The organism is Stenotrophomonas sp. yr243, assembly GCF_900184195.1.
Taxonomy (GTDB): domain Bacteria; phylum Pseudomonadota; class Gammaproteobacteria; order Xanthomonadales; family Xanthomonadaceae; genus Stenotrophomonas; species Stenotrophomonas lactitubi.
Window position 1 is genome coordinate 80,655 of record NZ_FXWT01000004.1, and the last position, 21,489, is coordinate 102,143.

At 64.2% G+C, this 21,489-nt stretch carries 27 protein-coding genes; 14 read left to right on the top strand and 13 right to left on the bottom strand.

Annotation, left to right across the window (positions count from 1 at the left end):
* On the top strand, positions 1-1,347 hold the full coding sequence (locus QOL57_RS17345; RefSeq protein ID WP_089238314.1) for an McrC family protein: 1,347 nt from the start codon (positions 1-3) through the stop codon (positions 1,345-1,347).
* 22 nt (positions 1,348-1,369) lie between these two features.
* Here QOL57_RS17345 and QOL57_RS17350 read toward each other — a convergent pair whose 3' ends face one another.
* From QOL57_RS17350 to QOL57_RS17360, 3 genes are all read right to left on the bottom strand, one after another.
* Positions 1,370-1,738, bottom strand: coding sequence for a hypothetical protein (locus tag QOL57_RS17350; protein ID WP_089238316.1), 369 nt, complete (start codon positions 1,736-1,738; stop codon positions 1,370-1,372).
* Between the two features lie 452 nt (positions 1,739-2,190).
* Positions 2,191-2,616, bottom strand: a complete 426-nt coding sequence (locus QOL57_RS17355; protein ID WP_089238318.1) for a TonB family protein — start codon at positions 2,614-2,616, stop codon at positions 2,191-2,193.
* A 91-nt stretch (positions 2,617-2,707) separates the two neighbouring features.
* A complete protein-coding gene (locus QOL57_RS17360) occupies positions 2,708-2,917 on the bottom strand; it encodes a hypothetical protein (RefSeq protein ID WP_176429852.1) in 210 nt (69 codons plus the stop codon).
* Positions 2,918-3,049: 132 nt separating this feature from the next.
* Here QOL57_RS17360 and QOL57_RS17365 point away from each other — a divergent pair, with 132 nt between their 5' ends.
* Positions 3,050-3,709, top strand: coding sequence for a hypothetical protein (locus QOL57_RS17365; protein WP_089238322.1), 660 nt, complete (start codon positions 3,050-3,052; stop codon positions 3,707-3,709).
* 14 nt (positions 3,710-3,723) lie between these two features.
* Here QOL57_RS17365 and QOL57_RS17370 read toward each other — a convergent pair whose 3' ends face one another.
* Positions 3,724-5,148, bottom strand: coding sequence for an XVIPCD domain-containing protein (locus tag QOL57_RS17370; RefSeq protein WP_089238324.1), 1,425 nt, complete (start codon positions 5,146-5,148; stop codon positions 3,724-3,726).
* A complete protein-coding gene (locus QOL57_RS17375) occupies positions 5,145-5,642 on the bottom strand; it encodes a hypothetical protein (RefSeq protein ID WP_141134237.1) in 498 nt (165 codons plus the stop codon). The genes QOL57_RS17370 and QOL57_RS17375 overlap by 4 nt, the downstream gene beginning before the upstream one ends.
* Before the next feature lie 426 nt (positions 5,643-6,068).
* Between QOL57_RS17375 and QOL57_RS17380 the strand changes: the two genes are divergently transcribed.
* The 6 genes from QOL57_RS17380 (at position 6,069) to QOL57_RS17405 (ending at position 11,836) form a co-directional block, all read left to right on the top strand.
* Positions 6,069-6,995, top strand: a complete 927-nt coding sequence (locus QOL57_RS17380; RefSeq protein ID WP_089238328.1) for an XVIPCD domain-containing protein — start codon at positions 6,069-6,071, stop codon at positions 6,993-6,995.
* Positions 6,995-7,627 carry a hypothetical protein gene (locus QOL57_RS17385; RefSeq protein ID WP_089238330.1) on the top strand — a complete coding sequence of 211 codons (633 nt, stop codon included), beginning with the start codon at positions 6,995-6,997 and terminating at the stop codon, positions 7,625-7,627. The genes QOL57_RS17380 and QOL57_RS17385 overlap by 1 nt, the downstream gene beginning before the upstream one ends.
* 3 nt (positions 7,628-7,630) lie before the next feature.
* The gene (locus QOL57_RS17390; RefSeq protein WP_244900739.1) at positions 7,631-8,644 is read left to right on the top strand and encodes an XVIPCD domain-containing protein; all 1,014 of its coding nucleotides are present in this window, start codon (positions 7,631-7,633) and stop codon (positions 8,642-8,644) included.
* A gap of 180 nt (positions 8,645-8,824) precedes the next feature.
* Entirely contained in the window at positions 8,825-9,973 is a 1,149-nt protein-coding gene (locus QOL57_RS17395; RefSeq protein ID WP_089238334.1) for a YncE family protein, read from the top strand.
* A 144-nt stretch (positions 9,974-10,117) separates the two neighbouring features.
* On the top strand, positions 10,118-10,693 hold the full coding sequence (locus QOL57_RS17400) for a hypothetical protein (protein WP_089238336.1): 576 nt from the start codon (positions 10,118-10,120) through the stop codon (positions 10,691-10,693).
* A gap of 42 nt (positions 10,694-10,735) precedes the next feature.
* Complete coding sequence (locus QOL57_RS17405) at positions 10,736-11,836, top strand: hypothetical protein (RefSeq protein ID WP_089238338.1); 1,101 nt, start codon at positions 10,736-10,738, stop codon at positions 11,834-11,836.
* Between the two features lie 47 nt (positions 11,837-11,883).
* Here the strand turns inward: QOL57_RS17405 and QOL57_RS17410 are convergent, their stop codons facing one another.
* On the bottom strand, positions 11,884-12,282 hold the full coding sequence (locus tag QOL57_RS17410) for an XVIPCD domain-containing protein (RefSeq protein WP_244900740.1): 399 nt from the start codon (positions 12,280-12,282) through the stop codon (positions 11,884-11,886).
* A 234-nt stretch (positions 12,283-12,516) separates the two neighbouring features.
* Here QOL57_RS17410 and QOL57_RS17415 point away from each other — a divergent pair, with 234 nt between their 5' ends.
* Complete coding sequence (locus tag QOL57_RS17415) at positions 12,517-12,975, top strand: hypothetical protein (RefSeq protein WP_141134238.1); 459 nt, start codon at positions 12,517-12,519, stop codon at positions 12,973-12,975.
* 22 nt (positions 12,976-12,997) lie between these two features.
* Here QOL57_RS17415 and QOL57_RS17420 read toward each other — a convergent pair whose 3' ends face one another.
* The gene (locus QOL57_RS17420; protein WP_089238344.1) at positions 12,998-13,477 is read right to left on the bottom strand and encodes a DUF4440 domain-containing protein; all 480 of its coding nucleotides are present in this window, start codon (positions 13,475-13,477) and stop codon (positions 12,998-13,000) included.
* 224 nt (positions 13,478-13,701) lie between these two features.
* Between QOL57_RS17420 and QOL57_RS17425 the strand changes: the two genes are divergently transcribed.
* Complete coding sequence (locus tag QOL57_RS17425) at positions 13,702-14,514, top strand: alpha/beta hydrolase (RefSeq protein ID WP_089238346.1); 813 nt, start codon at positions 13,702-13,704, stop codon at positions 14,512-14,514.
* A 28-nt stretch (positions 14,515-14,542) separates the two neighbouring features.
* On the opposite strand, the gene QOL57_RS17430 is transcribed toward QOL57_RS17425, so the two are convergent.
* Positions 14,543-15,403, bottom strand: a complete 861-nt coding sequence (locus QOL57_RS17430) for a hypothetical protein (protein ID WP_176429853.1) — start codon at positions 15,401-15,403, stop codon at positions 14,543-14,545.
* Positions 15,404-15,523: 120 nt separating this feature from the next.
* Here QOL57_RS17430 and QOL57_RS17435 point away from each other — a divergent pair, with 120 nt between their 5' ends.
* The 3 genes from QOL57_RS17435 to QOL57_RS17445 all read left to right on the top strand — a co-directional run bounded on the left by QOL57_RS17435 (position 15,524) and on the right by QOL57_RS17445 (position 17,827).
* Positions 15,524-16,168: a hypothetical protein gene (locus QOL57_RS17435; protein WP_089238352.1), complete on the top strand. Its 645-nt coding sequence runs from the start codon at positions 15,524-15,526 to the stop codon at positions 16,166-16,168.
* Positions 16,169-16,218: 50 nt separating this feature from the next.
* A complete protein-coding gene (locus tag QOL57_RS17440; RefSeq protein ID WP_198512184.1) occupies positions 16,219-16,770 on the top strand; it encodes an RNA 2'-phosphotransferase in 552 nt (183 codons plus the stop codon).
* A gap of 88 nt (positions 16,771-16,858) precedes the next feature.
* Entirely contained in the window at positions 16,859-17,827 is a 969-nt protein-coding gene (locus tag QOL57_RS17445; protein WP_089238356.1) for a polysaccharide deacetylase family protein, read from the top strand.
* 3 nt (positions 17,828-17,830) lie between these two features.
* Here QOL57_RS17445 and QOL57_RS17450 read toward each other — a convergent pair whose 3' ends face one another.
* The 4 genes from QOL57_RS17450 to dmeF form a co-directional block, all read right to left on the bottom strand.
* A complete protein-coding gene (locus tag QOL57_RS17450; protein ID WP_089241156.1) occupies positions 17,831-18,673 on the bottom strand; it encodes an MnmC family methyltransferase in 843 nt (280 codons plus the stop codon).
* A gap of 76 nt (positions 18,674-18,749) precedes the next feature.
* Entirely contained in the window at positions 18,750-19,073 is a 324-nt protein-coding gene (locus QOL57_RS17455) for a hypothetical protein (RefSeq protein WP_089238358.1), read from the bottom strand.
* Between the two features lie 75 nt (positions 19,074-19,148).
* The gene (locus QOL57_RS17460; RefSeq protein ID WP_089238360.1) at positions 19,149-19,565 is read right to left on the bottom strand and encodes a hypothetical protein; all 417 of its coding nucleotides are present in this window, start codon (positions 19,563-19,565) and stop codon (positions 19,149-19,151) included.
* A 91-nt stretch (positions 19,566-19,656) separates the two neighbouring features.
* On the bottom strand, positions 19,657-20,628 hold the full coding sequence (gene dmeF / locus QOL57_RS17465; RefSeq protein WP_283401540.1) for a CDF family Co(II)/Ni(II) efflux transporter DmeF: 972 nt from the start codon (positions 20,626-20,628) through the stop codon (positions 19,657-19,659).
* Between the two features lie 46 nt (positions 20,629-20,674).
* Here dmeF and QOL57_RS17470 point away from each other — a divergent pair, with 46 nt between their 5' ends.
* Positions 20,675-20,959, top strand: coding sequence for a metal-sensing transcriptional repressor (locus QOL57_RS17470; RefSeq protein ID WP_089238364.1), 285 nt, complete (start codon positions 20,675-20,677; stop codon positions 20,957-20,959).
* Between the two features lie 90 nt (positions 20,960-21,049).
* Here QOL57_RS17470 and QOL57_RS17475 read toward each other — a convergent pair whose 3' ends face one another.
* The gene (locus QOL57_RS17475) at positions 21,050-21,421 is read right to left on the bottom strand and encodes a MerC domain-containing protein (protein ID WP_089238366.1); all 372 of its coding nucleotides are present in this window, start codon (positions 21,419-21,421) and stop codon (positions 21,050-21,052) included.
* Between the last annotated feature and the right edge of the window lie 68 nt (positions 21,422-21,489).

The following is a 21,489-nucleotide window of genomic DNA, read 5'->3' on the forward strand; positions in this document are numbered from 1 at the left end:
ATGGCTGTGCTGACTGTGCGCGAATATGCGCGGATCGGCGTTTCAGAAGGCGGTGCGCGGCAGGATGGTCTGGATGCGGCTTTCCTGCCGCAGGCGTCCTTTGACTGGCTCTGTGGTGAGTTCGAGCGCTTGCGCGCGGGCGGAGCGGCGCTCATGCAGCGCGATGGCGCACGCTGGCTGCGACTAGACCAGTATGTGGGCGTAATGGAATGTCCCGACGGCACCACGCTGGAGGTGCTGCCGAAGCACGTTGCACATGGGGATGATGCGCTCGGCGCGAGGCGGCTTCTGCGCCGCATGCTATGCACCGTGCTGGACATCCCACCGAGGGAAGGCAGTCCCGCCGACGTGACTCTGTTCGATACGCCTTTGAACGAGTGGGTCATGGGAAGATTCATCGGCGCGCTGGATGAACTGCTGAAGCGCGGGCTTCGCTTCGAGTACACCCGGGTCCGCGAGGAGAAGTTGTTCCTACGTGGTCGCTTGGATATGTCGCGCCAGCTCCGTCAGTCGCCGACTCGCGCCCATGTGTTCAACATCGAGCACGATGTGTTTAGCGAGGACAGGCCTGAGAACCGGCTACTGCGCGTCGCCCTGGATCGCGTGTGTGCGCGCACGCGAAACGCGGGAACCTGGAGGCTTGCTCAGGAGCTGTCTACGCGTATGGCCAGCGTGCCACCAAGTACCCAGGTGGCTAATGATCTACGCACTTGGGGCAGCGACCGACTCATGGCCCACTATCGCGAAGTTCGTCCGCTGTGCGAGCTGATCTTGTCTGGCCAGAGTCCCTTGGCATTGGCGGGCGACTGGCGTAGCCCTAGCATGATGTTTCCTATGGAGCGGCTGTTTGAGCGTTACGTGGGCGTTTGTCTAGCCCGCCAGTTCGCGCTGGAGTGGCGGGTTGGCGGCGCAGCGTCGGAATACCTGTGCAGCCATGTTGGGGCAAGCTGGTTCAATCTTATTCCAGACTTTTTGCTGCGACGGGGCGATGAGGTCCGTGTACTTGATACGAAGTGGAAAATTCTTGATGCAACGGCCGGCGACGCGCGCGACAAGTATGGACTCAAGCAATCCGACTTCTACCAAATGTTTGCGTACGGGCAGCGCTACCTGGGTGGAGCAGGGCAGATGGCGCTGGTCTATCCGCAGCACGCGGGATTCGCGCAGCCCCTTCCCGCATTTGATTTCAGCGCCGAACTACAGCTTTGGGTGTTGCCCTTTGATCTAGAGCGTGGATTGCTAGTGATGCCTGAACACTGGCGGCTAAATGGAAACGTCTCTCCTCAAGTGAACCCACCCGCTGCGCATAGCGGCGAGCTCAGTAGCTGGGCTCCCTTAACTATCTGAGCCGGCCGCTCATGCACACGTGCTATTCCCGCACCTGCAACCGCTCAGCCACCTGCGCAGTCAAAGCCACACAAGCCATCTTCAGCCCTTCCATCACCCGATCCCCCAGGTACTCTTCGGGTGCGCCGTTCTGCCGCGTACGCTCCGCAGCCAACATCAGTTCCGCCACCACGCGCAGCCCCGCCAGCGCGCAATCCGCATCCGCCAGCTGAAGACACCGCCCAGGCAGTTGATGCCGTTCCGGCCAAGGCTGACCATCCGCAGCCGCACCGGTGCCGATGCGGTGCAGCGTGGCGACGAAGGTGTTGGGATCGACGGACGGTTCGCGCTCGACTTCGGTGTTGGCCGGGTCGTGCTGCGCGTGGAGAGAGCGGAAGTCCGATGTGTTCATGGCAATGCTCCGTACAGGACAGATAGCAGCGCCACCGATAAAGGTGGCGGACGATGCGTGGCTCGAAAACCGGGTAGGTACAAAGCCGGTGGGTCCGAAGACCCCCACGCACCGCCCGCCATGGAACGCGAACGGATTGCCAGCCGGCGCCACGCAAAGGTGACGCCGGCTGACAAGCGTAAAACACTAGTACCTACTCGGGTTTTCGACACCCGCGCCACCCTTTTTCGGTGGCACGCCAAGAGATACCCGCACAGATGCCAAATGCCAAGAAACTGCAGAACTGACGATTGCCAGACCTGACGCTTTCGGGATTGTCGCACACGGTGTTAAGCCGGCAAGCGATTGCGCCGCAACGGTCTTGAAGGGCTTGGCGCTATTGGCCCCAAGCGCAGGATGCCCACAGCCAGGTCCACGGCGTAGGACCAATTACGACAGATTGGATCAGCGGTTCAGCCGGGCGGCGTTTCGGCCGTGGGCACGAAGGTCAGACGGACCCGAACCCGCGCATGCAGCGCGACGCCCTCAACCACGACCGGTTCGAAGCGCCACTGGTCCACTGCGGTAAAGGCTGCACGATCAATCTCCCGCAGTCCGCTGGACCGCGCCACCATCACGTTGGAAACGTGGCCCAGCTCATCCAATTGAGCAACCAACAGCACCTCCATGGGAACCTGCAGCAAGGTATCGGGCGGCGTGGCAGGGGCCGTTGAATACACAACGGCAGGCGCCTGTTGCAGCTCGAAGGTGGGGTTGTCACCGCGCTCTACGAACACTTCAGTGGAAACCTGCGGGTCTGCCGCCAAGGCCATGGCAGGTGTAGCGCCCAGCAGCATCAGAACGAGGTTCAGTGCCAGGGCGGTGGTCAAACGGGGCATGCGTGGTTTCCATTCCGGTGCGCTGCCAGCATAGCGGCCATGCCCTGGCATCGCTTGCCTTGAATGCCGGGGTGCCGGACTGCTGCACGGTTCACTCAGGCACGCCCGGCCGTGGCCACAGCGCGTCGTCACGCTCCAGGTCGTAGTCGCTGCCGAATGCCAGTGCTGCTTCGCGTGGGGGGAGGTCTGCGTAGCAGCGCAGCAGGTACTCATCCATGCCGGCATCGCGGTGGTCGATGGCGAACAGGTGGAGGAGCTCCTTGTCGAAGGCTTCCAGCCATGTGGGGTGGATCTTGGTCATGGTCATCCTCCAGTGGGGGAGGGGAGGATGGCCTGGAGCTGTCTCAACGCGTGGGATCAAACCCGCATGCGCTCTGGCGGACAGCTCCCTCCGCTGGATATGCTCCACCCGCGTATACCAGGAGTCATCGTCATGGAAGACCTGCTCAATCGATCCGCGCTACTTCGCCAGGCGATCCTCTCCACAGTGGATCATCCGCTGGCGGATGACTCGCCCAGATTGCTCGCGTCAGTGGACGCAGCATTGCTGAGCCTTGAACACGCAGATGCGCTTCGCATGTTGCTGAAGGCTGGCATGGCGTCCTCTGCGATGGCGTTGATGCGCTGCCAGTACGAGGCATTCACGCGGTCCGTTTGGATTCTGCACTGTGCAACTGAAGAGCAGGTCGAGCTGCTGTCCCTGCCGCCGGAAGCTGGAACGAGCGAGAAAGGGCTGCCGATGCTGTCGAAGATGCTGGAGGCATTCGCCCAAGTCCCCTCTCTGGCCAACCTGCTGTCACACCTTGTCGAACTGAAGGCTCATGCCTGGTCACCCCTGAACTCATTCGTACACGCGGGGGTACACGCAATGAGTCGGAGTCGCGATGGCTTCCCTACGCCCTTGGCGATCAATGTCGTCCGCATGAGCAACAACATGTCGATGATGGCGGGGCAGCACCTCGCCATACTCACCGGCATCCCGGATCTGCAGAAGGAAGTGCTTCGGCTCAACGAGACGTATGCTGCGTGCCTTCTGTTCGATGAAGAGAAGCGCCGCGCCATCGAGGCGGCTTCACCAGGGCAGTCGAGTTAGTTGATGGTGATCGCCTACATCGATGGCGAGGAAGCACGCTGCTGTTGCTCCTGCGTGCGCTGCATCTCAGACGACTGCTCGCGCGCCTGACGTTGACCAATCGCCTCAACCTGGCTCAAGCTCTCCTGCACCGGCCGCTGCGCGGCTTCTGCAGTAGCCATGTGCGTGCGCAGTGCGGCCGGATCGGACATATCACCCTGCACGACAAAGATGTTCTGCGCTGCCGGCGAGTTCGCTGTCTGTCTGCTCAGCACCACATGGTCGGCTCGGGTGATGCCTGCATCTTTGGCGCTGGCCAGCAGGCTGGCCGACATGCGCTCGCTGGTGTCGTCAAAGGTGCGGCCATTGGCCTTGTCCAGAGCCTCTACCTTGCCTCGGATCTGCTCCAGCAGGGCTTGATCGGCAGGAGTGAGCGTGTGGGCGGCCGACGCCTGCGTACCTGCAACGCCCTGCGTAGGTGGAGGCGTCGTAAGCGCGCTACCCGTATTCTTCAGTTCGACCCAGCCCAACCCATCCTTTCCAAAGTCGCCAATCGGCAGGACTTTGGCGCTGCCAAGGTTGAGGCCATTGCGCTCAAGCTGTTGAGGGTTCAAGCCCAGCTCGTGAAGATCGATGCGGATGGAGGGTGGTTGGCGGCCCTCTGCAAGGAAGGAATGACCTGTTCCGATCACTGACAGCGGGTAGGTGCCGTAGTAGTTCCGGTAGTCCGAATCGCCATGTCTTCCCAGCGTGCCGCTGCCGTCGTAGAAGCACTGCTCGACGGCCTTCGTCAGTTGCACACCTTCCTTATTGGGGCGATGGGCAAGCGCGTCATATGGGATTCCGTCTGCAAGTGCCCTGGTGTTGTCCTCAGTTCGAACACAGCGGGACAGTGAGCGGTTCGCAAGCATTGCCTCCAAACCACTTTCATCCAACGTTGGATTCATATCTCGGAGACGACTATCGAGTGCACGCAGACCAGAAACCTCTGCCAACGCTTCGTCCTGACGCCCTTTGTCGAGAAATCTACGCACCGGCTCGGTCAGGTTCACCGAGCCTGACCGCGAGTCATGCGCAGCTTTCAGCTCCTCGCTATAGGTCTCTTTAAAGTTGTTCAGTGCCGTTGCGCGTTCTTTGGCGAGAATGCCGTGCATGGTCTCGTGGCCCAGCACTTCCGTAAGCCGGTCTTCAAGACGATCGCCGGTATATCTATGGAAGTTGGAAGCACTGATGAAGATCGTGGGTGGGCTTCCATCCTGGAAGTGTCCTGCGTTGTTATGTCCGTAGGAAATGGCAATACGTCCGACCTGATGGTCAGTTGCTGCGTTTGCCAGTAGATGATTAAGATAAGGGGAGCTGGCAACGCTGCGCCGGATGGCATCCTCGGCACCACTTGGAAGATGCTTGTCTGTACGCAGATCGGCCAGAAGCGGCTCGATGCTGGATTCGATTCCCTTCATTCGTCTCCTCCTCCAAACTGGACCGCATAAACGCAGGTTCTGGCACCATCACCCTCACCGGAACGATAGGTCAGAAGGCTTGTATCCATGCCCTGCTTACCACCATTGATCGGACGCCAGTACTGCCTGAGACCGCCCCTCTGGAACGGGGCTTCCCCTCCGGTTCTGTATCCGAGGCGTTCGAGCGCTCGCCCGGCGCTGTCTGCGTCCCAATAACATACGCCGTCCGGAGCGTCTGTTACTGGTTGCTTGCCCTGCTGATAGAAGATCACTTCATGGTTGGGAAACGCATGCGCTGACTCAACGGAAAAGTAGGACACGCCATAGTTGTAGCCTTCCGCCGTTACGAGGCCTTTGGCGATGCTCCTGATGCTGACCTTCTCATCTGGAATCAGAGTGACCCCGATTGCCGCGCTGAACTTGTCCTGGCTGATATCCGCCCGTGTCTTCAGCGAATCGGCATAGGCAACAATCCGCTGTTGCAGCTCGGCCATGGGGATGGTGGTTGGCCGACTGGCCGGCGCGTCGCGCGTGGCATCGCTGGCAGGAGCATCCGACACGCGTGCACATGCAGAGGACAGTGCGAGCAGCGTTGAGAGGCAGACAGTCACTCTGGCTCGGGCCAGGCAGGACATCGAGCGAACTGGGTGCATCCGATCCAGCACGGCGGGAGCAGAGCGAAGCGGGGCCGCGGCCCTCAGAGGTTGAATACCCATCAGCAAGTCCATTGCAGCGTTCCAGCCACTATACGGCGGCGTCCCAAGCCACTCCACCCGCGAGCTTTCGGGGCGCGGGTACTGCACGCTGGTTCACACATTCAGCAAGCCACCGCCACCCCGGCCCGGGCTCTCCACCTGCCCTCGAACCCACCTATGCGATCATCCGGCCAGGACCGCAGTACCCAACAAGGCTGAGCAGGCATGGAGCAAGCAACACGCTACACGGTAACCCTCTTTCTGGCCGCGCCCGGCACCCCGCTGAACAGCGGCGGCAGCTCACCGCGCGGCCACATGTATTTCCAGACCACCGCCGGCGAGGAAGCGCACAGCTACGGCTTCGCACCGCCGCGCCTTCCGACCGGTGAGAACCCCGCCGGTGTGCAGTACGCCGAGGTCGTTCACGACGACGTCGACGAGCACCGCGACCTGTATTACAGCCGCACGCTGGAAATCACCGAGGAGCACTACGGCTGCCTGCGCGATTTCGCCGAGGAGCCGGCCGAGTTCGAGTTCGATGTCGATCGACCCGCCACCATCAACCGCTGCAGCGATTTCGTCTGGGCCGCGCTGCACTATGCCGGCCTGCATTCGCAGCCGGCACCGTTGGATGGTGGCAGCGACCTGGGCGAGTTCGCGGTGCTGTTCAACCTGCCGGAAATCCAGTGCATTGCTGCGCCGTTCCCGGCCAGTGAGTTGAATGGCGAACAGCACCACCCGATGCCCGAGCGCGAGGCCGAACTGCACCGAGAGGGCGGTCGGCCAAGCCACGAGCCGCCGCCCAGCCCGATGGAAGTGGCGGGCACGCTGCTGGATCCCTCGCATCCGGACCACCGGCTGTTCGCGCAGCTGATCCAGAAGGTGGCCGAGCTGGACGCCGCCCACGGCCGCACCTTCGACGACACCAGCCAGCGCATCAGTGCCAGCCTGCTGGTGCTGGCCAAGCAGAACAACCTGTCCCGCGTGGACCACGTGCTGCTCAGCCGGCCGACGAAGAGCAGCCATGAGGCGGAGAGCATCTTCATCGTGCAGGGCGACCGCGATGACCCCGGTCACCGTCGGGCGAGCATCGCTACGGAAGTAGCGGCACAGACCGATGTGGCGGATTCTTTGCGGTTGAAGGAGCAATGATGCGGGCAGTGCGTGCGGTTGTTGCGTTTGCTGCGTTTGCCTTGATGGCGGGCTGCGGCAGCGCCTCACCGCCAGCTGAAGTGCCGAAGCTGTTGACCCGGGCCGAGGCTGATGCACGCACCGTGGTGCCTTTCACGCGCGGCGTGCGATTGGACAAGGCGGGGCGTATCGTGGATGTGACCTTTGAGGCGCCCGTGGTGGTCGACCCACAAATGTCCTGGCTGAAGCTCGGGTTGAGAATGCAGGGCGCCGACCAGAAGCCTGTATCAGATGCTGCTGATCGCCTCAGGCGCGGGGCGTTTCAGACGCGGATTCGCTTGGAGCGTGTAGACGGTTCAACGCCGGTGCCCATGCCGCTTTCAAGGTCGTCCGATGATGGCCCCGGCTGGCAAAAGCTTCCCCCCGACGGCCGCGTTGAGCGTCTGTTCCAGGACAGCGTGGATACCTATCCTCTGGAGCAGGCTGGTCTCTTATCGCGGGATATGTTCTATGAGGTTCTGCAGATCGCCGATGCGGGCTTGATTGATCCGGGTCGCTATCGGGTTACCGTTGACGTTGTGGAAGATCGCCCTGAATTTGAGGGGATGCAAGCCGAGTTCATTGCCGCGTATTACTCGCTAGGGAAGAAGTAGATCATGCAGGATGCAGCAGAGCGTTACACCGTCACCATCCATGTTGCTGCGCCGGGCACGCCTCGTCGCGGCATGCGTGGCAATGAATGGATTGATCTGGACAACTCCGATGTTGGCCATATGTATCTGTCCCTCAATCGAGTGGGGGAGAAAGCAGACCTGCTGAGTTTTGGTTTCACCCGCAAGATTGAGCCGGATGGCAGCAGCCATGGCACGGTGGATGCCAATGATGTGAGGGTCTACCAGGATCCTCGCTATCAGCGAACGATCGAGATCAGCAACGAGCAGTACAACAAGATCGTCGAGTTCGCCAAAGATCCTGCCAAGCACGGCTTCGATGCAAAGAACTACAACCTTGCCTCCAACTCCTGCGTGGACTTTGCCTGGGGCGCCTTGAACCACGCCGGCATTCACGGCAACACCATTTTCGGTGAGTTCAAGACGTACGAAGGTACGTTGAAGGTGCTGGACAACATCGGGCCGATACAGAGCATCCGGCCACAGGTGAAAGGCAGCGAGCTGGATCGGGAAGAATGGAAGCCGATGCCCGTGCAGACCAATGCGATACAGCGGTGGTCCACGGACAGCAATGATCCCGCCCGTGCAGATGCCTTGGCCTGGACCGGTACGCCGGGCGATCCCAGCCACGCCGACAACCCACGTCTGAATCAGATCCATGAGCGCGTGGTTGCGATGAATGCCTTCGGCGCGCAGAACGGCAACGTCAGCGCCAGCCTTCTCGCACTCTCCAAAGAGCAGCAGTTCGCCCGCGTAGACGACGTGCTGCTCGGCGACCGCCGTGGCGATGCAGCACCCAATCTCTTCATCGTGCAGGGCGACCGCAACGACCCGGCGCACCAGCGCGCCAGCCTGCCGGCTGACGTCGCGGCTCAGGCGCCGGTAGCTGCCTCCTTCGAGCGCATCGAGCAGCTGGCGCAGGCACAGCCGCAGCGGGATGCCCAGCGGCAACAGGAAGAGCAGCAGCTGGCCCAGACGCATGCCCCGCGCATGGCGTAGGCGCCCGGTGCAGGATCGCGCGTCCGCCATGCATCCGCAGGCGGACGCCACGGGCCCCACCTGCTACCATTCCCCCGCTACCCAGCCAGCCCCACCCCGCGCAGACAGATGCAGGGCCGGGCCGTCGAAGAACGGCCCCGCGAGCCAGGACACCCTCCGTGCCCATTGAAGGACGCTCGCATGATCCGCAATTCCCTTTTCCGTTCGGCCGCGCTGGCCGTTGCCGTGTCGCTGAGCCTTGGCGCTCCGACCGCCTTCGCCGCTGACGCCGCCACGGCAACCAACCCCGCCACCGCCGTGCAGCGCCAGGCCGTCGCTCAGGGCCTGTACGAGCTGGCTTACAGCCCCAAGCAGAACGCGGTGTTCGTTGCCTCGTCCGGTGGCTTCGGTGATGACGCCGGCCCGGCCCAGGTGCTGCGCCTGAACCCGACTACGCTCGCCGTGGAAACCCGCATCCCGCTGGAGCGCAAGGCGTTCGGCGTGGTGCTGGACGACGCCCACAACCGCCTGTACGTGGGCAACACCGTGGACCTGTCGGTGACCGTGGTCGACACCGCACAGAACAAGGCCATCGGCACCGTGCAGCTGATGGAGAAGAAGACCGGCAAGGACGGCAAGGCCGCCTACACCCACGACCTGCGTGAGCTGGTGGTCGACAGCGCCGCCAACCGGCTGTACGTGACCGGCCACAGCAGCCAGCCCGATGTGAGCAGCGTGCTGTTCGTGATCGATACCAACACCTTGAAGGTGATCAACACCATTCCGGGCCTGGGCAATGCCAAGGCGCCGGGCCTGGCGCTGGATGCCGCCAACAAGCGCGTGTACACCAGCAACCTGCTGGCCGATCTGGTGGTGGTCGGCACCGACTCCAACAAGGTGGAGACCCAGCACAAGATCGCCGCCGAGCAGCCGATGAACATCGCGCTGGATCCGGCCGGCAAGCGCCTGTTCGTGACCGATCAGGGCTCGGAAATGCTGCGTGGTTACCAGGCCAAGAGCAGCGGGCTGGTCAGCAAGCACCCGGGCCAGCGCGTGCTGGTGCTCGACCGCAGCAACGGCAAGGAACTGGCCAGCATCCCGACCGACGCCGGCCCGCTGGGCATCCTGCTGGATGCACCGCGCAAGCGTCTGTACGTGACCAACCGCGAGGCCGGTACGGTGACCGCGTACAACAGCGACAGCTACCAGAAGGTGGCCACCTACGCCGTGCCGACGCACCCGAACAGCCTGGCGCTGGATGCGAAGAACAACGTGCTGTACGTGAGCATCAAGAACGGCGAGAAGGATGCCAAGGGCTCGGAAGAGAGCGTGGCGCGGATCCAGCTGTGATGCGATGACGCTGGGCCGCGCCCGGCGTCCTGACGCGTGAAGAAGGCAGGGTGTAGACCCTGCCTTTTTCTTTGCCCGGTTGCAGTGCCCACCGCCAACCCGCTAGGGTTGAAGCCCATGGCAGGGAGCCAAAGGGGCTGAATCATGCTGGGTATCCATCGCTGGCTGCGCGTCGGCCTGTTGATCATCTTGAGCACCGTGCTGGGCGCCTGTTCCAGCCGTGATCCTGTCCCACCCGAGCCGCTGGATCTCGCCCAGCCGATTGCTGTGGATCAGCCGGGCCAAGAGGTGATTTTCGAGTTCGAGATGAACGGACGAAATTTCACTCCCAGCCGCATTCATGCGTTGGAACTCGAGATGCAACGCCAAAGACCGTACAGCGCGGATGCGCCGGACTTGGAGCGCTTGAACATTCCGTTCGAAGTGGTCCTGCAGCGCTGGACAGGCGGGGCTTGGAAGGATGTGCCTACCTACGACAATTACCAAGCACTAGCACTCAACGCAGGTCAGCCGCTTCCTGTGTGGCATACGTCGGACACCTGGCGCTATGCAATGTTGCGGTCAGGTAGCGGCGGGCAGTACATGCTGAGTGTCGTTGCCTTGCCCCTGCAGAGCGACAACCGCTATCGAGTGCAGGTTCGCACCGTCAAAGCGATCCCGGAACTGGGCGAGTATTCGGCTCGTCTTCGCGTCCACGCTGCACGACCCGTTGGTAAGTAAGCTCTATCTACATCCCTTGGAAGGAACTGAAGGAACAATCTTATGGACAAGCCACGCTACACCGTAGATATCGTCATTGCGGCACCCGGGACCCCTCTGCTTGATCTTTCGACCGGTAAGCAGGAGGTTGTGGATGGTGTTCTGCAGACTTCCGCGCCGGGGCACATGTTCTACGTCCTGCACGCTACGGGTGTGCCTCCCCAGAGCTACGGCTTTGCACCTGTGGTGCATGGCGACATCAATGGGCCGGGCGACATCGTGAAGAAAGATGATCTGATCTATAAGGATCCGCGATACACCCGGACGCTCGAAATCAGCGAGGAGCAATACAAGAAGCTCGACGCCTTCGGCAAAGATCCCGAGGGGTTTGGCTTCAGCAAGCACTACCAGGATGTCCGCAACAACTGCGTGGACTTCACCTGGGAAGCGCTGAACCACGCGGGCATCGAGCGGAAAAGAAGCATCGACGTGAATGCACTGGGAGGTCCCGCCGGGCAGCTTTTCCCGGATGTCCGCATTCCTCTGGACATCAATGGCGGGGGCAAGGATGGTTATCGTCCGCTGCGTAACATCCACGGCGTCGACAGCATCGATCCGCCGTTCCCCAACAGTGAACTCAATGGTACGAAAACCAACCCGATGCCCGATCGTACGTGGAAGCATCGCCTGCTGAGCGACAACGACGACATCGGCGAGCGCAGTGGCGAGCGGGTGGCCAACGACGCGCGTGTGCCGGGTGACGCATTGCATCTGCTCGACCAGCGGGTGCGGGCGGCGCTGGGGGAGGCGGCCGAGCGGCAGGGGCTGCCGCCGGGACAACAGCCCGAGCTGTTGGCGGGCCACCTGACGCGATTGGCGGTGCAGGGGGGCTACACCGAACGCGATACCTTGCAGGTGGCCTTCAGCAGCGGCGGCGCGGCGGATTCGCCGGGCTACGTCTTCCTGCAGCGCACGGGCGACACCGCGTCACCGGATCCCGCGGCGAACCGCCAGCGGCTTTCGCTGGCCGATGCCCAGCAGGGCACGGTTGAAGAGGTGTACCAGCAAGCCAGCGTGCAGCATCAGGGCCGTGAGTCCAGCCGCGTCGCGCAGGAAGATCAGCTGCAACAGCAGACGCAACAGGCCCAGCCGCGAATGGGCTGAGAGCGGCCCATGCCACCGGCGTCGGAGTCATCCACGCCTGGCGGTGTTCACCCCATGCGAAGCGCAGGGTTCTGCTGCTGATCCTGCGCCTGTGCATCCAGCGTCTGCTGCTCAGCCTGCACCGGCTGCTGCCCACCCAACCCCAGTTTCTGCAATGACTCCTGAGCCGGCGTCTGCGCGGCCTCGGCGGTCGGCAGCATCGCCCGCAGGTGCGCCGGGTTGGCCGGGTCGCCCTGCACCACGAAGATGTTGTGCCCGGCCGGGTGGTTGGCCGTGGCATTGCTCACCACCACGTGGTCGGCGCGTTCCAGGCCCTGTTCACGGGCCTTGACGGCCAGGCTGGCTGCCACGTTCTCGCTGGTGGCATCGAACGCGCGGCCGTGCTTCTCGTCCAGTGCGGCCACGTTCTGGCGGATCTGCTGGTGGAGGGAATCGTCAGGGGTCATTGGGGGCTCCATGTGGCCGCTACCGTGTGGCCGGATGCTGCCAGTGTAAAACGGTCGCGGGCTGCGCCGGTAACGGCTTTGTTGCTAGCCTGTGGCCCGGTGACGCAGGGGATGGCGTCCGGTGCAATGGCAGCGGGGGAAAACGTGGTGCACGGGGAGACAATCCGGATACGGGGACAGGCGGCCGCGCGGTTGCTGCTGGGCGTGGGGCTGTGGGCCTGCGCAGGTGCTGCGGTGGCTGACACGCCGGTAGCAGCGGACGATCCCGCCTGCCCATCGCAGGACTTCACCCGTTTCCTGCAACGCTTTGCCGACCCGGCCGACGACCGGGTGCGCCTGCGCTATACCTCCGACCCGCTGGAGTACGAAGTGCCCATGCACACCCTGCGCGATGACCACGAGGGGCTGGCGCCCACGCACGTCGTGCTGGAACAGGGCGCCGCGCGGTTGAAGCGTTTCAGCTACCGCTACCTCGCGGAGTTCGATGTGTTCGTGCCTTCACCGGCCAGCCGTGACCCGGTCGCGCTGGAGCGCATGCGCGCGGGCACGTATAACGCACCCACGCAGATAGAGCTGATCGATGACAACGGGCAGCGCGTAACCTTCGGCAGCGAGACCGAGCGAGACACCTACACCTTCGCGCGACGTTACGGCTGCTGGATGCTCACGCGCGCCATCAACCTGCGTGACTGAGCGGGCGTTGCGGCGCTGACGATCATTTGTCCGCTGGGCGGTGGTCGTAGCTGATCACGCGCTCAGCCTGCCATTGACCGTTCACCCGGCGCCAGACCTGGATGAAACGAGCCTGGCCGGTCCAGCGTTCGACGCCATCGGTGCCGCGCTCATGGAAGCGGTGGTCGCCGATTTCCAGTGCGCGATCATCCTGCAGCGGAAAGACCTGCAGCGAGCTCTCCACCAGCTCGCGCCGCAGGTGCCAGCCACCCTTGCGCGCGTTGTCGCACAGGTTGGCCACGCTGCGGCGGAAGTCGGCGCGACTGCTGGCGGACTTTCCATCCTTGTCATGGAAGAACTCCATGTCCTCGGTGGTCATCGCGGCGGCCCTGTCGGCATCACATGCATCGAAGGCCGCGGCAAACAGTTGCGTGTCGGCTGCGCGGATCTGCTCGCGCAGGGTGTCGCTGGCGGGAGAGGTGCCGGCGACGGCGACGGCGAGCAGGGGCAGGGCGAGCAGCATGGCATGGCTCCGTTGAGGACCGGCGCAGACTGGCACGGGGGCCGTCTCACCGTAAGCGGTCGCTGACGAAACCCGGGGAGCGCCCGACCAATGCCGTACTGGCGGGTGCGAACCGATGCAACCCCGTGCCCGTGTACGCGATGTCATGGCCTGCGCCGATTCCATCACAGGGGGCTCCGTTGCCAGTGCCTAGGCTGGATTCCTCATTCTCCTCGGGAGCTCCCATGCCTACCTCCTCCGTCCGCCTGCACATTGAAGGCACCGGCGGCACCGGCCGTCCGGTGATCCTGATTCACGGCTGGCCGCTGTCGGCCGAATCCTGGAAGGCACAGGTGCCGTTGCTGCGCGATGCCGGCTATCGCGTGATCAGCTACGACCGCCGCGGCTTCGGTCGCTCGGAAAAGCCCGCCGATGGTTATGAGTACGACACCTTGGCCGCTGACCTGGCCGGCCTGATCGATGAGCGCGACCTGCGCGATGTCACCCTGGTCGGCTTCTCGATGGGCGGTGGCGAGGTGGCGCGCTACATCGCGAACCATGGTGAGGATCGCCTGCACAGCGTGGTGTTCGCTTCGGCCGTACCGCCGTACCTGCTGAAGGGCGCGGACAACCCGGACGGGCCGCTGACCCAGGAAAAGGCCGATGAGATGCGCCAGGGGCTGGAGAAAGACCGCGAAGCGTTCTTTGACGGCTTCACGCGTGACTTCTTCAGTGCCGACGGCAAGCTGATGGTCACCGAGGACGAGCGCCAGGCCGCCATCGCGCTCGCCCATCAGTCCGACCAGACCGCCGCGCTGGGGTGCATGAAGGCGTTCGCCACCACCGATTTCCGTGCGGACCTGAAGAAGGTGACGGTACCGACGTTGGTGCTGCACGGCGACAGTGACGCGACGGTGCCGTTCGAAGGTTCAGGCAAGCGTACGCACGCCGCCATCGCCGGCAGCGAAGTGGTGGTGCTGAAGCATGCGCCGCATGGCTGCAACACCAGCCACGCCGATGACTTCAATCTGGCCCTGCTGGAATTCCTGAAGAAGTAACACCGACTACGGCATCATCCGCACATGACTACTGCCCGCACGCCGCCCTGGAAGAAGCCCAACCCAAAGGGCCAGAAGACGCAGCCGCTGACGGAGGCGCAGAAGGCGGCGGCGCGGCAGCGGGCGGAAGAGAACGGACGCCGTTACCCGAACCTGGTGGACAACATGTGGGCGGCGAAACTGCCGCGCGGTTGAAGCCATACTGGCTGCTGCGCCCCGGCCACGGCTGCCAACCCCATTCCCGCCATGGCGCGACGGTGCGGGCATGCATCGTCAGTGCAGCGCCGGACGATGTGCTGCAGGCGTGCAGGGCATCGCGCAGCGCCGCCACGTCCACCGGCTGGGCCGTGGCCACCTGCAGCAGTGTGCCTCGGCGACGCACCTGCACCGGCAGCACGCCATGTACCTCGACCGGGTTGCCGGTTCGGGACCTGCGATAGCGCATGGTGATGGGACGGACAGTCTGCAGCAGTACCGGCGTGCAGGTGTCCAGCAGGCGCAGTTGCTGCTCTACCGGCGCCCGGACCTCGATGACGGTGGAGGGATAGCCCACGAAGCTCTCCACCATCACCTGGAAGCGCGGGCCGTCGGGCGTCAGGTAGACGGCCAGGCTTATCGTGCCGATGAAAACCATTGCTGCCAGCCAGATCCAGCTCCGCGGCACCTTGGGCGGTAGGGTGATGCTGTTCAGGCCGGGGCTGCGGCGCCGCAGGCGGCGATAACGCCGCTGTGCAGCGGGGCTGGGCAGCAGGCTGTCATCAGGCAGGGCAATCACGCGTGGCGGTAGACGGGCCAGCCGTCGATTGATCACCCGCGCGCCCAGCATCGCAACCGCCCCGCCCAGCAGTGCCGGCAGCACGGTACGCACGAACAGATACAACCCCAGCATCGCCAACACTCCTGCATTGAACGCACATGATCGCGCATCACCGACGACGGTGTCGCATCTGCCAGCCGACAGCATCGATTGGCTTGGCTAGCATGCGCGTCACTTGCTGGGGATACACCGATGACCGCCTTTACTGCCCGCCTCGGGCGCTTCTTCGGCGCTGGCCTGATGCTGTTGCTGCTGCAGGTGGTGGCGCTGCTGTCGGTTGGCCTGGCCGCAGGGTACTTCCATCACTGCGTGGACCTGCTGCTGGAGCCACTGTCGCTGGCCTGTGGTGGTATTGATCCGGCCGCGCGCCTGCACGTGGCCGAGCATCTGCTGGCGCGTGCCAGCGCGCTGGATGACTGGCAGCCGCTGTTCTGGTTGCCGATGGCAACGCTGCTGCTCGCCGTGCTGGGTACGCTCCTGGTCTGTGTGCACTGGTTGCGGCATGTGGACGCGCCGCTGCGCCGCAGTGCGTGGGGCCTGCTCGCCCTGCACGCGGCGGCGCTGCTGCTGGCCAGCGCGATGCTGCGACTGTATGAGCATGTGTGGGAAGGCATCACCACGGCACTGCCGGCTGCGTGCATGACCGATCTGGCACCGGACGGGCAGGCGCTGCCGTCCTCGATGCGGCGATGGTTGCTGCAGCTGTTCGCCAAGGCCGAGCTGATGCCGCCGCACGCACCTGACGCGCTGGCCATCATCCTGTGTGGGCTGTTGCTGGCCGCGATGGTGGTTGGTGTGTGGCTGTGGCGCACCACCTCGCAGCTGACCCGGCTCTGACTCTCGCGCGGGCCGCTGACTGGCACCGACCGACGCTTCTGCGGCACTCTATGCGGATGAATACGGAAACTTCATCCAAGCACACCAGCAAGTTCCTCAGCCTGGTGCTGCGCCATGAACCCGAAAAAATCGGGTTGATCCTGGACGGCCAGGGCTGGGCCAACGTCGACGAGCTCCTGCAGAAGCTGGCTGCACATGGGCAGACGCTCGATCATGCCGGACTGCAGCACATCGTGGCGACCTGCAACAAGCAACGCTTTGCACTGAGCGATGATGGCCATCGTATCCGCGCGAACCAAGGGCATTCAATCACGGTCGATCTTGGACTGGTGCCGGTCGAGCCGCCGCAGTGGCTGTACCACGGAACGGTGTCGCGCTTCGTCGGCTCGATCCGCGAGCAGGGTCTGCGTGCAGGCGAGCGCCAGCACGTGCATCTGTCACTGGACCGGGAGACGGCCCACCAGGTCGGCGCCCGCCGCGGTGCACCGGTCATTCTCAGCGTGCACGCCGGGCGCATGCATGCTGAAGGGCATGTCTTCTACCGCTCCGCCAACGGCGTGTGGTTGACCGACCACGTGCTGCCGAAGTACATCGCCGACTGACTCGGCCCGGCGCCGCGACGCCTGCCCACACTCGGCTGCAAGCCTCAATCGCGTTACAGTCGTTGCATCCCATCTCATGGATGTACCGATGCGTCTGCTCCTGCGTGCGTTGCCGTTGCTGCTGTTGTCACTCACCGTCCACGCTGCCGAGGTCGATCGGCGCATTGCGGTGACCATTGACGATCTGCCCTGGGCGCGCCTGGATGAGATCGTTCCGGCCGATCTGCAGGCGCGTCATGCTGCGTTGATGGCACAGCTGCGCCAGGCTGAGGTGCCAGTGATCGGCTTCGTCAACGAAAACAAGCTGGAAGTGGATGGCCAGGTGCAGCCGGCGCGCGTGCAGATGCTGCGCGACTGGCTGGATGCCGGCTACGAGCTGGGCAACCACACCTGGTCGCACATGGACCTCAATGCCAAGGGCGTGCCGGCATTCCAGCAGGATTTCCTGCGCGGCGAGCAGGTGCTGCGACCGCTGCTGGCCGAACGCGGGCAGACGCCACAGTGGATGCGCCATCCGTATCTGCGCGCCGGCCGCACGCCGGAAGATCGCGCGGCCATGGACGCGTTCTTCAAGCAGCACGGCTACCGCGTTGCACCGGTGACGGTCGACAACGGTGAGTGGGTGTGGGCCTTCGCCTATGCCAACGTGATGAACGAGCAGCCCGATTTACCCGAGCGCGAGGCGACCCTGGCGAGCCTGCGCAAGGGCTATGTGCCGTACATGCTGAACAAGGTCGATTACTACGAGAAGCAGTCGTTGGCGCTGCTGGGGTATGCGGTGCCGCAGGTGTGGCTGATGCATGCCAACGAACTCAATGCGGCGACCTTCGCCGAGCTGGTGGCGGCCACCAAGCGTCGTGGCTATCGCTTCGTGTCACTGCAGGAGGCGGTGCGCGACCCTGCCTATGCGCGTGGTGCTGAGGGCTACAGCGGTCGCTATGGGCCGAGCTGGCTGCACCGCTGGGCGATGGCCGAGAACAAGCCCAAGGAATTCTACGCCGGCGAGCCGGAAGTGCCGAAGTGGGTGATGAAGCTGGCCAAGGTGGAAGGCGAGTGAGGCTCAGCGCTTGACGGCCAGCACGCCGTCCAGCGCCAGCTCGGCCTTGAAACCTGCCTTTTCCAGGCGCTTGGCCACTTCACGTGGCACGTCGCGGCCGCTGGTCAGCTTGTTCGGCGCGCCGGTGTAGTGGAACAGGCGCCCCCCCTTGCGGATGACGCGGGCGAGGTGGTCGTAGAACACCTGTGAGTACAGTTCGCCGGCGATGCCGAAGCGCGGTGGGTCGTGCAGGATCGCATCGACGCTGTTGCTGGCCACCTGTTCGATCTGCTGCGACACGTCGCCGTGGCTGAAGTGCAGGCGACCGCCAGCGGCAGCTGAATCCGGATCGGGCGACCACGGGTTGAGCGTGCGCAGCCACATCACGTCGGCGTTCTTTTCGAACGAGCGGATCTGGCCGACGCCGGCCTCCAATGCACACGCGGCGAAGTAGCCCAAGCCACCGCAGGTATCGAGGATGATCTTGCCGGCCGGGGCGACCAGCTCGACCTTGCGGCGCGCGTCCTCGAACGGCGACAGCTTGGAGGTCGGCAGCATCTTGATGCCGTCGATCTCGAAGGTCGGTGCGCCCCATTCGGTCGGCACCAGTTTGATCAGCGAGCCGCTGAAGCGGGAGATGGCGGAGAACTCCTCGCCATCCCAGTAGTACAGGGTGCGGTCCTTCAGCTTGTCCGGCCACGGGTAGTGCTGGCCGCGGAAGGTGAAACCCTCGGCGTCCAGCTGCGCCGCCTCTTCGTTGCGCCCCAGGTCGAGCGAGCCCTGCCATTCGGCGGCGCCCTTGTCATGGGCACGGCGCAGGGTGTCAGCGCTGTCGCGGGTCAGCAGGGGGCCGGAGTAGTGGGGCACGGTGGGTACAGGGGTGGTTCGGGGGAGGGCATGGTACCGCAGGCGCTGTGCAGCCGAGCCGGGCATGGGCGCGGCGCTACCGCAGGTCGATGCAGCTGAATCCGTGGATGGTTCCTTCTCCTGAGATCATGCCGACGCCTCGTGAGGGCTGCATGCCCTGCAACGCGCACGAACGGCGATGGGCATCCTGGGTGGCGGCTGGCTGCCGGTCGAAGTCGTAGCGCATGCTGCCGTCTTCCCGCAGCAACCAGTGCACGGTTACACGCTCGGTGCGTTCCCCTTCGATTTCCCAGTCAAAGGTGCGCATCACCACGACCTTGCCGTCATCGGTCTCACGCACCTCGTCATAGGCACCCTGGGTCTTTGCGGTGCCAGCGGCCAGCAGGAGAAGAGAGAGCATGGGTATTCCTCCTCGAAACCGGCAGCGTGTGCGAGCGGCATCGCTGACGCCATGCGAAGAATTGCAATCTGGCCGCTACTGACACTTCACCGCATACACCGGCCCCGCCCCGATCAACAGCAGGGCCATGTAGTCGCTGTCGCGTGCGCGAGCCTTCAACGTGGCGCCGTCCTTGACGTGGAAGATGCCGAAGCCGCCGGCCATGCGGATCAGTGCGCTGTCGATCTGGTCGGCGTCATCGCGGAAGTACTGCTGGATGTCGCTGCGGCTGGCCTTGTACAGCGCGTTGGGTTCGCGTTGCCATTGGCCGTCGCGCTCGAAGGACACGAAGTACTGGCTTCCTTCCTTTTCGATACGGAACTCGGCGGACTTGCGCGGGCTGGTGGCGAAGCAGCCGAGCATCGGGTCGGAGGAGAACGGCAGCTGGGTGTCGCCGGAACAGGCCACCAGCAGCAGGAGGGCACCGGGCAGCAGCAGGCGGAGCGCGCGCATGGGATGTCCCTACGGGGCAGGTGCGGCCAGTGTAGGCAGTACGCGGTGGCGCCCGGTACAGATTTTCGGCAAGAACCGCGGCACGCTGGCGTCACGCGCTGCGGTGGATCTCCACTGTCACGTGCACCAGCTCTTCATGGATCGCCAAGGCCTGGCGCACGGTATCCGGGTCGAGCGTGGCATCACTGGTGACCACGCAGGCAGCAACGGCGTACTTGCCGCGCCCCACCTGCCACACGTGCAGGTCGGCCAGGCGTGCCGGCCACGGGCCCTGCTCGATCACCTCGCGCACCTCGGCCACCACCGGCGCGTCCATCTGCGCGTCGAGCAGGATGCGACCGCTGTCGCGCAGCAGACCGATCGCCCACACGGTGACCAGCACCGCACCGACCAGGCCCATCACCGGATCCAGCCAGGTCAGGCCGAGCAGTTTGCCGCCCAGCAGGGCGACGATGGCCAGCACCGAGGTGGCGGCGTCGGCCAGCACGTGCACGTAGGCCGAACGCAGATTGAGGTCGTGCCCGTGGGAGTGATCGTGGTCATGCCCATGATGATCGTCATGGTCGTGTCCGTGTCCGTGGTCATGATGGTGATGCGCGTGACCGGGGCTGTCGTGCAGCCACCACGCGCATAGCAGGTTCACGCCCAGGCCGACCGCAGCGATGGCGATGGCCTCGTTGTAGTGGATGGGGGCGGGCACCCACAGCCGTTCCAGCGATTGCACGGCCATCAGCGCGGCGACGCCGAGCAGGGCGATGGCGCTGGTGTAGCCGGCCAGGATCTCGATCTTCCAGGTGCCGAAGGCAAAGCGCGGATCGTGTGCATAGCGGCGTGCAAAGCAGTAGGCGAACACCGAGAGGCCCAGCGCCAGCGCGTGCGAGCTCATGTGCCAACCGTCGGCGAGCACGGCCATGGAATTGAACCACCAGCCTCCGACGATCTCGACCAGCATCATGCTGACGGTGAGCCACATCGCGCGACGGGTATTGCGTTCGGCCAGCGGGTTGCCGTCGTCGAAGCGGTGTTCGTGGCGGCGGGCAGCGGCGAGGGCGTCCAGGTGCATGGCGGCAGTGATGGATGGATACCCCCATAGGGTATATGATCCGCTCATGGCGCATGTACACCGGAATCGAAAGCAGCTGCTGACCCGGGTCCGTCGCATCGGCGGCCAGGTGGCGGCGTTGGAGCAGGCGTTGAACACGCCCGAGAGCGAGGCAGGCGACTGCGCCGACGTGCTGGTGCAGGTGGCCGCCGTGCGTGGCGCTGCCCATAGCCTGTTGATGGAACTGCTGCACGAGCACCTGCAGGAACACGTGGTGGGCGCGGAAGACCCGGTCCAGCGGGCGGCCGAAGCCGAGGTGCTGGTGGAGCTGCTGCGCCGCTACGGCAAATAGCTGGGTAATGCCGGCCGTTGGCCGGCAACCTCATGAACTGCGGACGTAGCCTGCAGTTGCCGGCCAGCGGCCGGCACTACCCCTGTGGCGCTATCGGTGCCGGTGCCGCGCGTTCCAGATGTGGGTGGCGGCCAGCAGCAGGCTGCCGGTGACCGTCAGCGGGGTCTCCCACGCGTGCGAGGGTAGCGCCAGGGCACCGGCCATCAACAGGGCCAGGCCGATGCCGGCGCTCAACCACGCCAGAGCGGGCAGGGGATGGCGGCGTTCGGCCCGCCATAGGGCGAAGCCGGTCATCGGCAGCGCGATGGCCACGAAGACCAGGTGCACCCATTCCGCTTCGGCCCAGACACCGAACAGCGGCAGCGCGGCCGCCAGCAGGGGCAGCGCTAGGCAATGCAGCAGGCACAGGCTGGACAGGGCGACGGCACCGGCATCAAGCAGGGCGGCTGAGGGCGACTTCATGCGGGGAGGTTCCTTGCGCGACAATTGTTATACAGTAACATTTCCGTTCCGCAGCCAACCCGCTCCGA

Coding starts and splice junctions, on each gene's coding strand:
- QOL57_RS17345 (WP_089238314.1), top strand. CDS start 1: ATGGCTGTGCTGACTGTGCGCGAATATGCGCGGATCGGCGTTTCAGAA.
- QOL57_RS17350 (WP_089238316.1), bottom strand. CDS start 1,738: ATGAACACATCGGACTTCCGCTCTCTCCACGCGCAGCACGACCCGGCC.
- QOL57_RS17355 (WP_089238318.1), bottom strand. CDS start 2,616: ATGCCCCGTTTGACCACCGCCCTGGCACTGAACCTCGTTCTGATGCTG.
- QOL57_RS17360 (WP_176429852.1), bottom strand. CDS start 2,917: ATGACCAAGATCCACCCCACATGGCTGGAAGCCTTCGACAAGGAGCTC.
- QOL57_RS17365 (WP_089238322.1), top strand. CDS start 3,050: ATGGAAGACCTGCTCAATCGATCCGCGCTACTTCGCCAGGCGATCCTC.
- QOL57_RS17370 (WP_089238324.1), bottom strand. CDS start 5,148: ATGAAGGGAATCGAATCCAGCATCGAGCCGCTTCTGGCCGATCTGCGT.
- QOL57_RS17375 (WP_141134237.1), bottom strand. CDS start 5,642: ATGGCCGAGCTGCAACAGCGGATTGTTGCCTATGCCGATTCGCTGAAG.
- QOL57_RS17380 (WP_089238328.1), top strand. CDS start 6,069: ATGGAGCAAGCAACACGCTACACGGTAACCCTCTTTCTGGCCGCGCCC.
- QOL57_RS17385 (WP_089238330.1), top strand. CDS start 6,995: ATGCGGGCAGTGCGTGCGGTTGTTGCGTTTGCTGCGTTTGCCTTGATG.
- QOL57_RS17390 (WP_244900739.1), top strand. CDS start 7,631: ATGCAGGATGCAGCAGAGCGTTACACCGTCACCATCCATGTTGCTGCG.
- QOL57_RS17395 (WP_089238334.1), top strand. CDS start 8,825: ATGATCCGCAATTCCCTTTTCCGTTCGGCCGCGCTGGCCGTTGCCGTG.
- QOL57_RS17400 (WP_089238336.1), top strand. CDS start 10,118: ATGCTGGGTATCCATCGCTGGCTGCGCGTCGGCCTGTTGATCATCTTG.
- QOL57_RS17405 (WP_089238338.1), top strand. CDS start 10,736: ATGGACAAGCCACGCTACACCGTAGATATCGTCATTGCGGCACCCGGG.
- QOL57_RS17410 (WP_244900740.1), bottom strand. CDS start 12,282: ATGACCCCTGACGATTCCCTCCACCAGCAGATCCGCCAGAACGTGGCC.
- QOL57_RS17420 (WP_089238344.1), bottom strand. CDS start 13,477: ATGCTGCTCGCCCTGCCCCTGCTCGCCGTCGCCGTCGCCGGCACCTCT.
- QOL57_RS17425 (WP_089238346.1), top strand. CDS start 13,702: ATGCCTACCTCCTCCGTCCGCCTGCACATTGAAGGCACCGGCGGCACC.
- QOL57_RS17430 (WP_176429853.1), bottom strand. CDS start 15,403: ATGCTGGGGTTGTATCTGTTCGTGCGTACCGTGCTGCCGGCACTGCTG.
- QOL57_RS17435 (WP_089238352.1), top strand. CDS start 15,524: ATGACCGCCTTTACTGCCCGCCTCGGGCGCTTCTTCGGCGCTGGCCTG.
- QOL57_RS17440 (WP_198512184.1), top strand. CDS start 16,219: ATGCGGATGAATACGGAAACTTCATCCAAGCACACCAGCAAGTTCCTC.
- QOL57_RS17445 (WP_089238356.1), top strand. CDS start 16,859: ATGCGTCTGCTCCTGCGTGCGTTGCCGTTGCTGCTGTTGTCACTCACC.
- QOL57_RS17455 (WP_089238358.1), bottom strand. CDS start 19,073: ATGCTCTCTCTTCTCCTGCTGGCCGCTGGCACCGCAAAGACCCAGGGT.
- QOL57_RS17460 (WP_089238360.1), bottom strand. CDS start 19,565: ATGCGCGCGCTCCGCCTGCTGCTGCCCGGTGCCCTCCTGCTGCTGGTG.
- dmeF (WP_283401540.1), bottom strand. CDS start 20,628: ATGCACCTGGACGCCCTCGCCGCTGCCCGCCGCCACGAACACCGCTTC.
- QOL57_RS17470 (WP_089238364.1), top strand. CDS start 20,675: ATGGCGCATGTACACCGGAATCGAAAGCAGCTGCTGACCCGGGTCCGT.
- QOL57_RS17475 (WP_089238366.1), bottom strand. CDS start 21,421: ATGAAGTCGCCCTCAGCCGCCCTGCTTGATGCCGGTGCCGTCGCCCTG.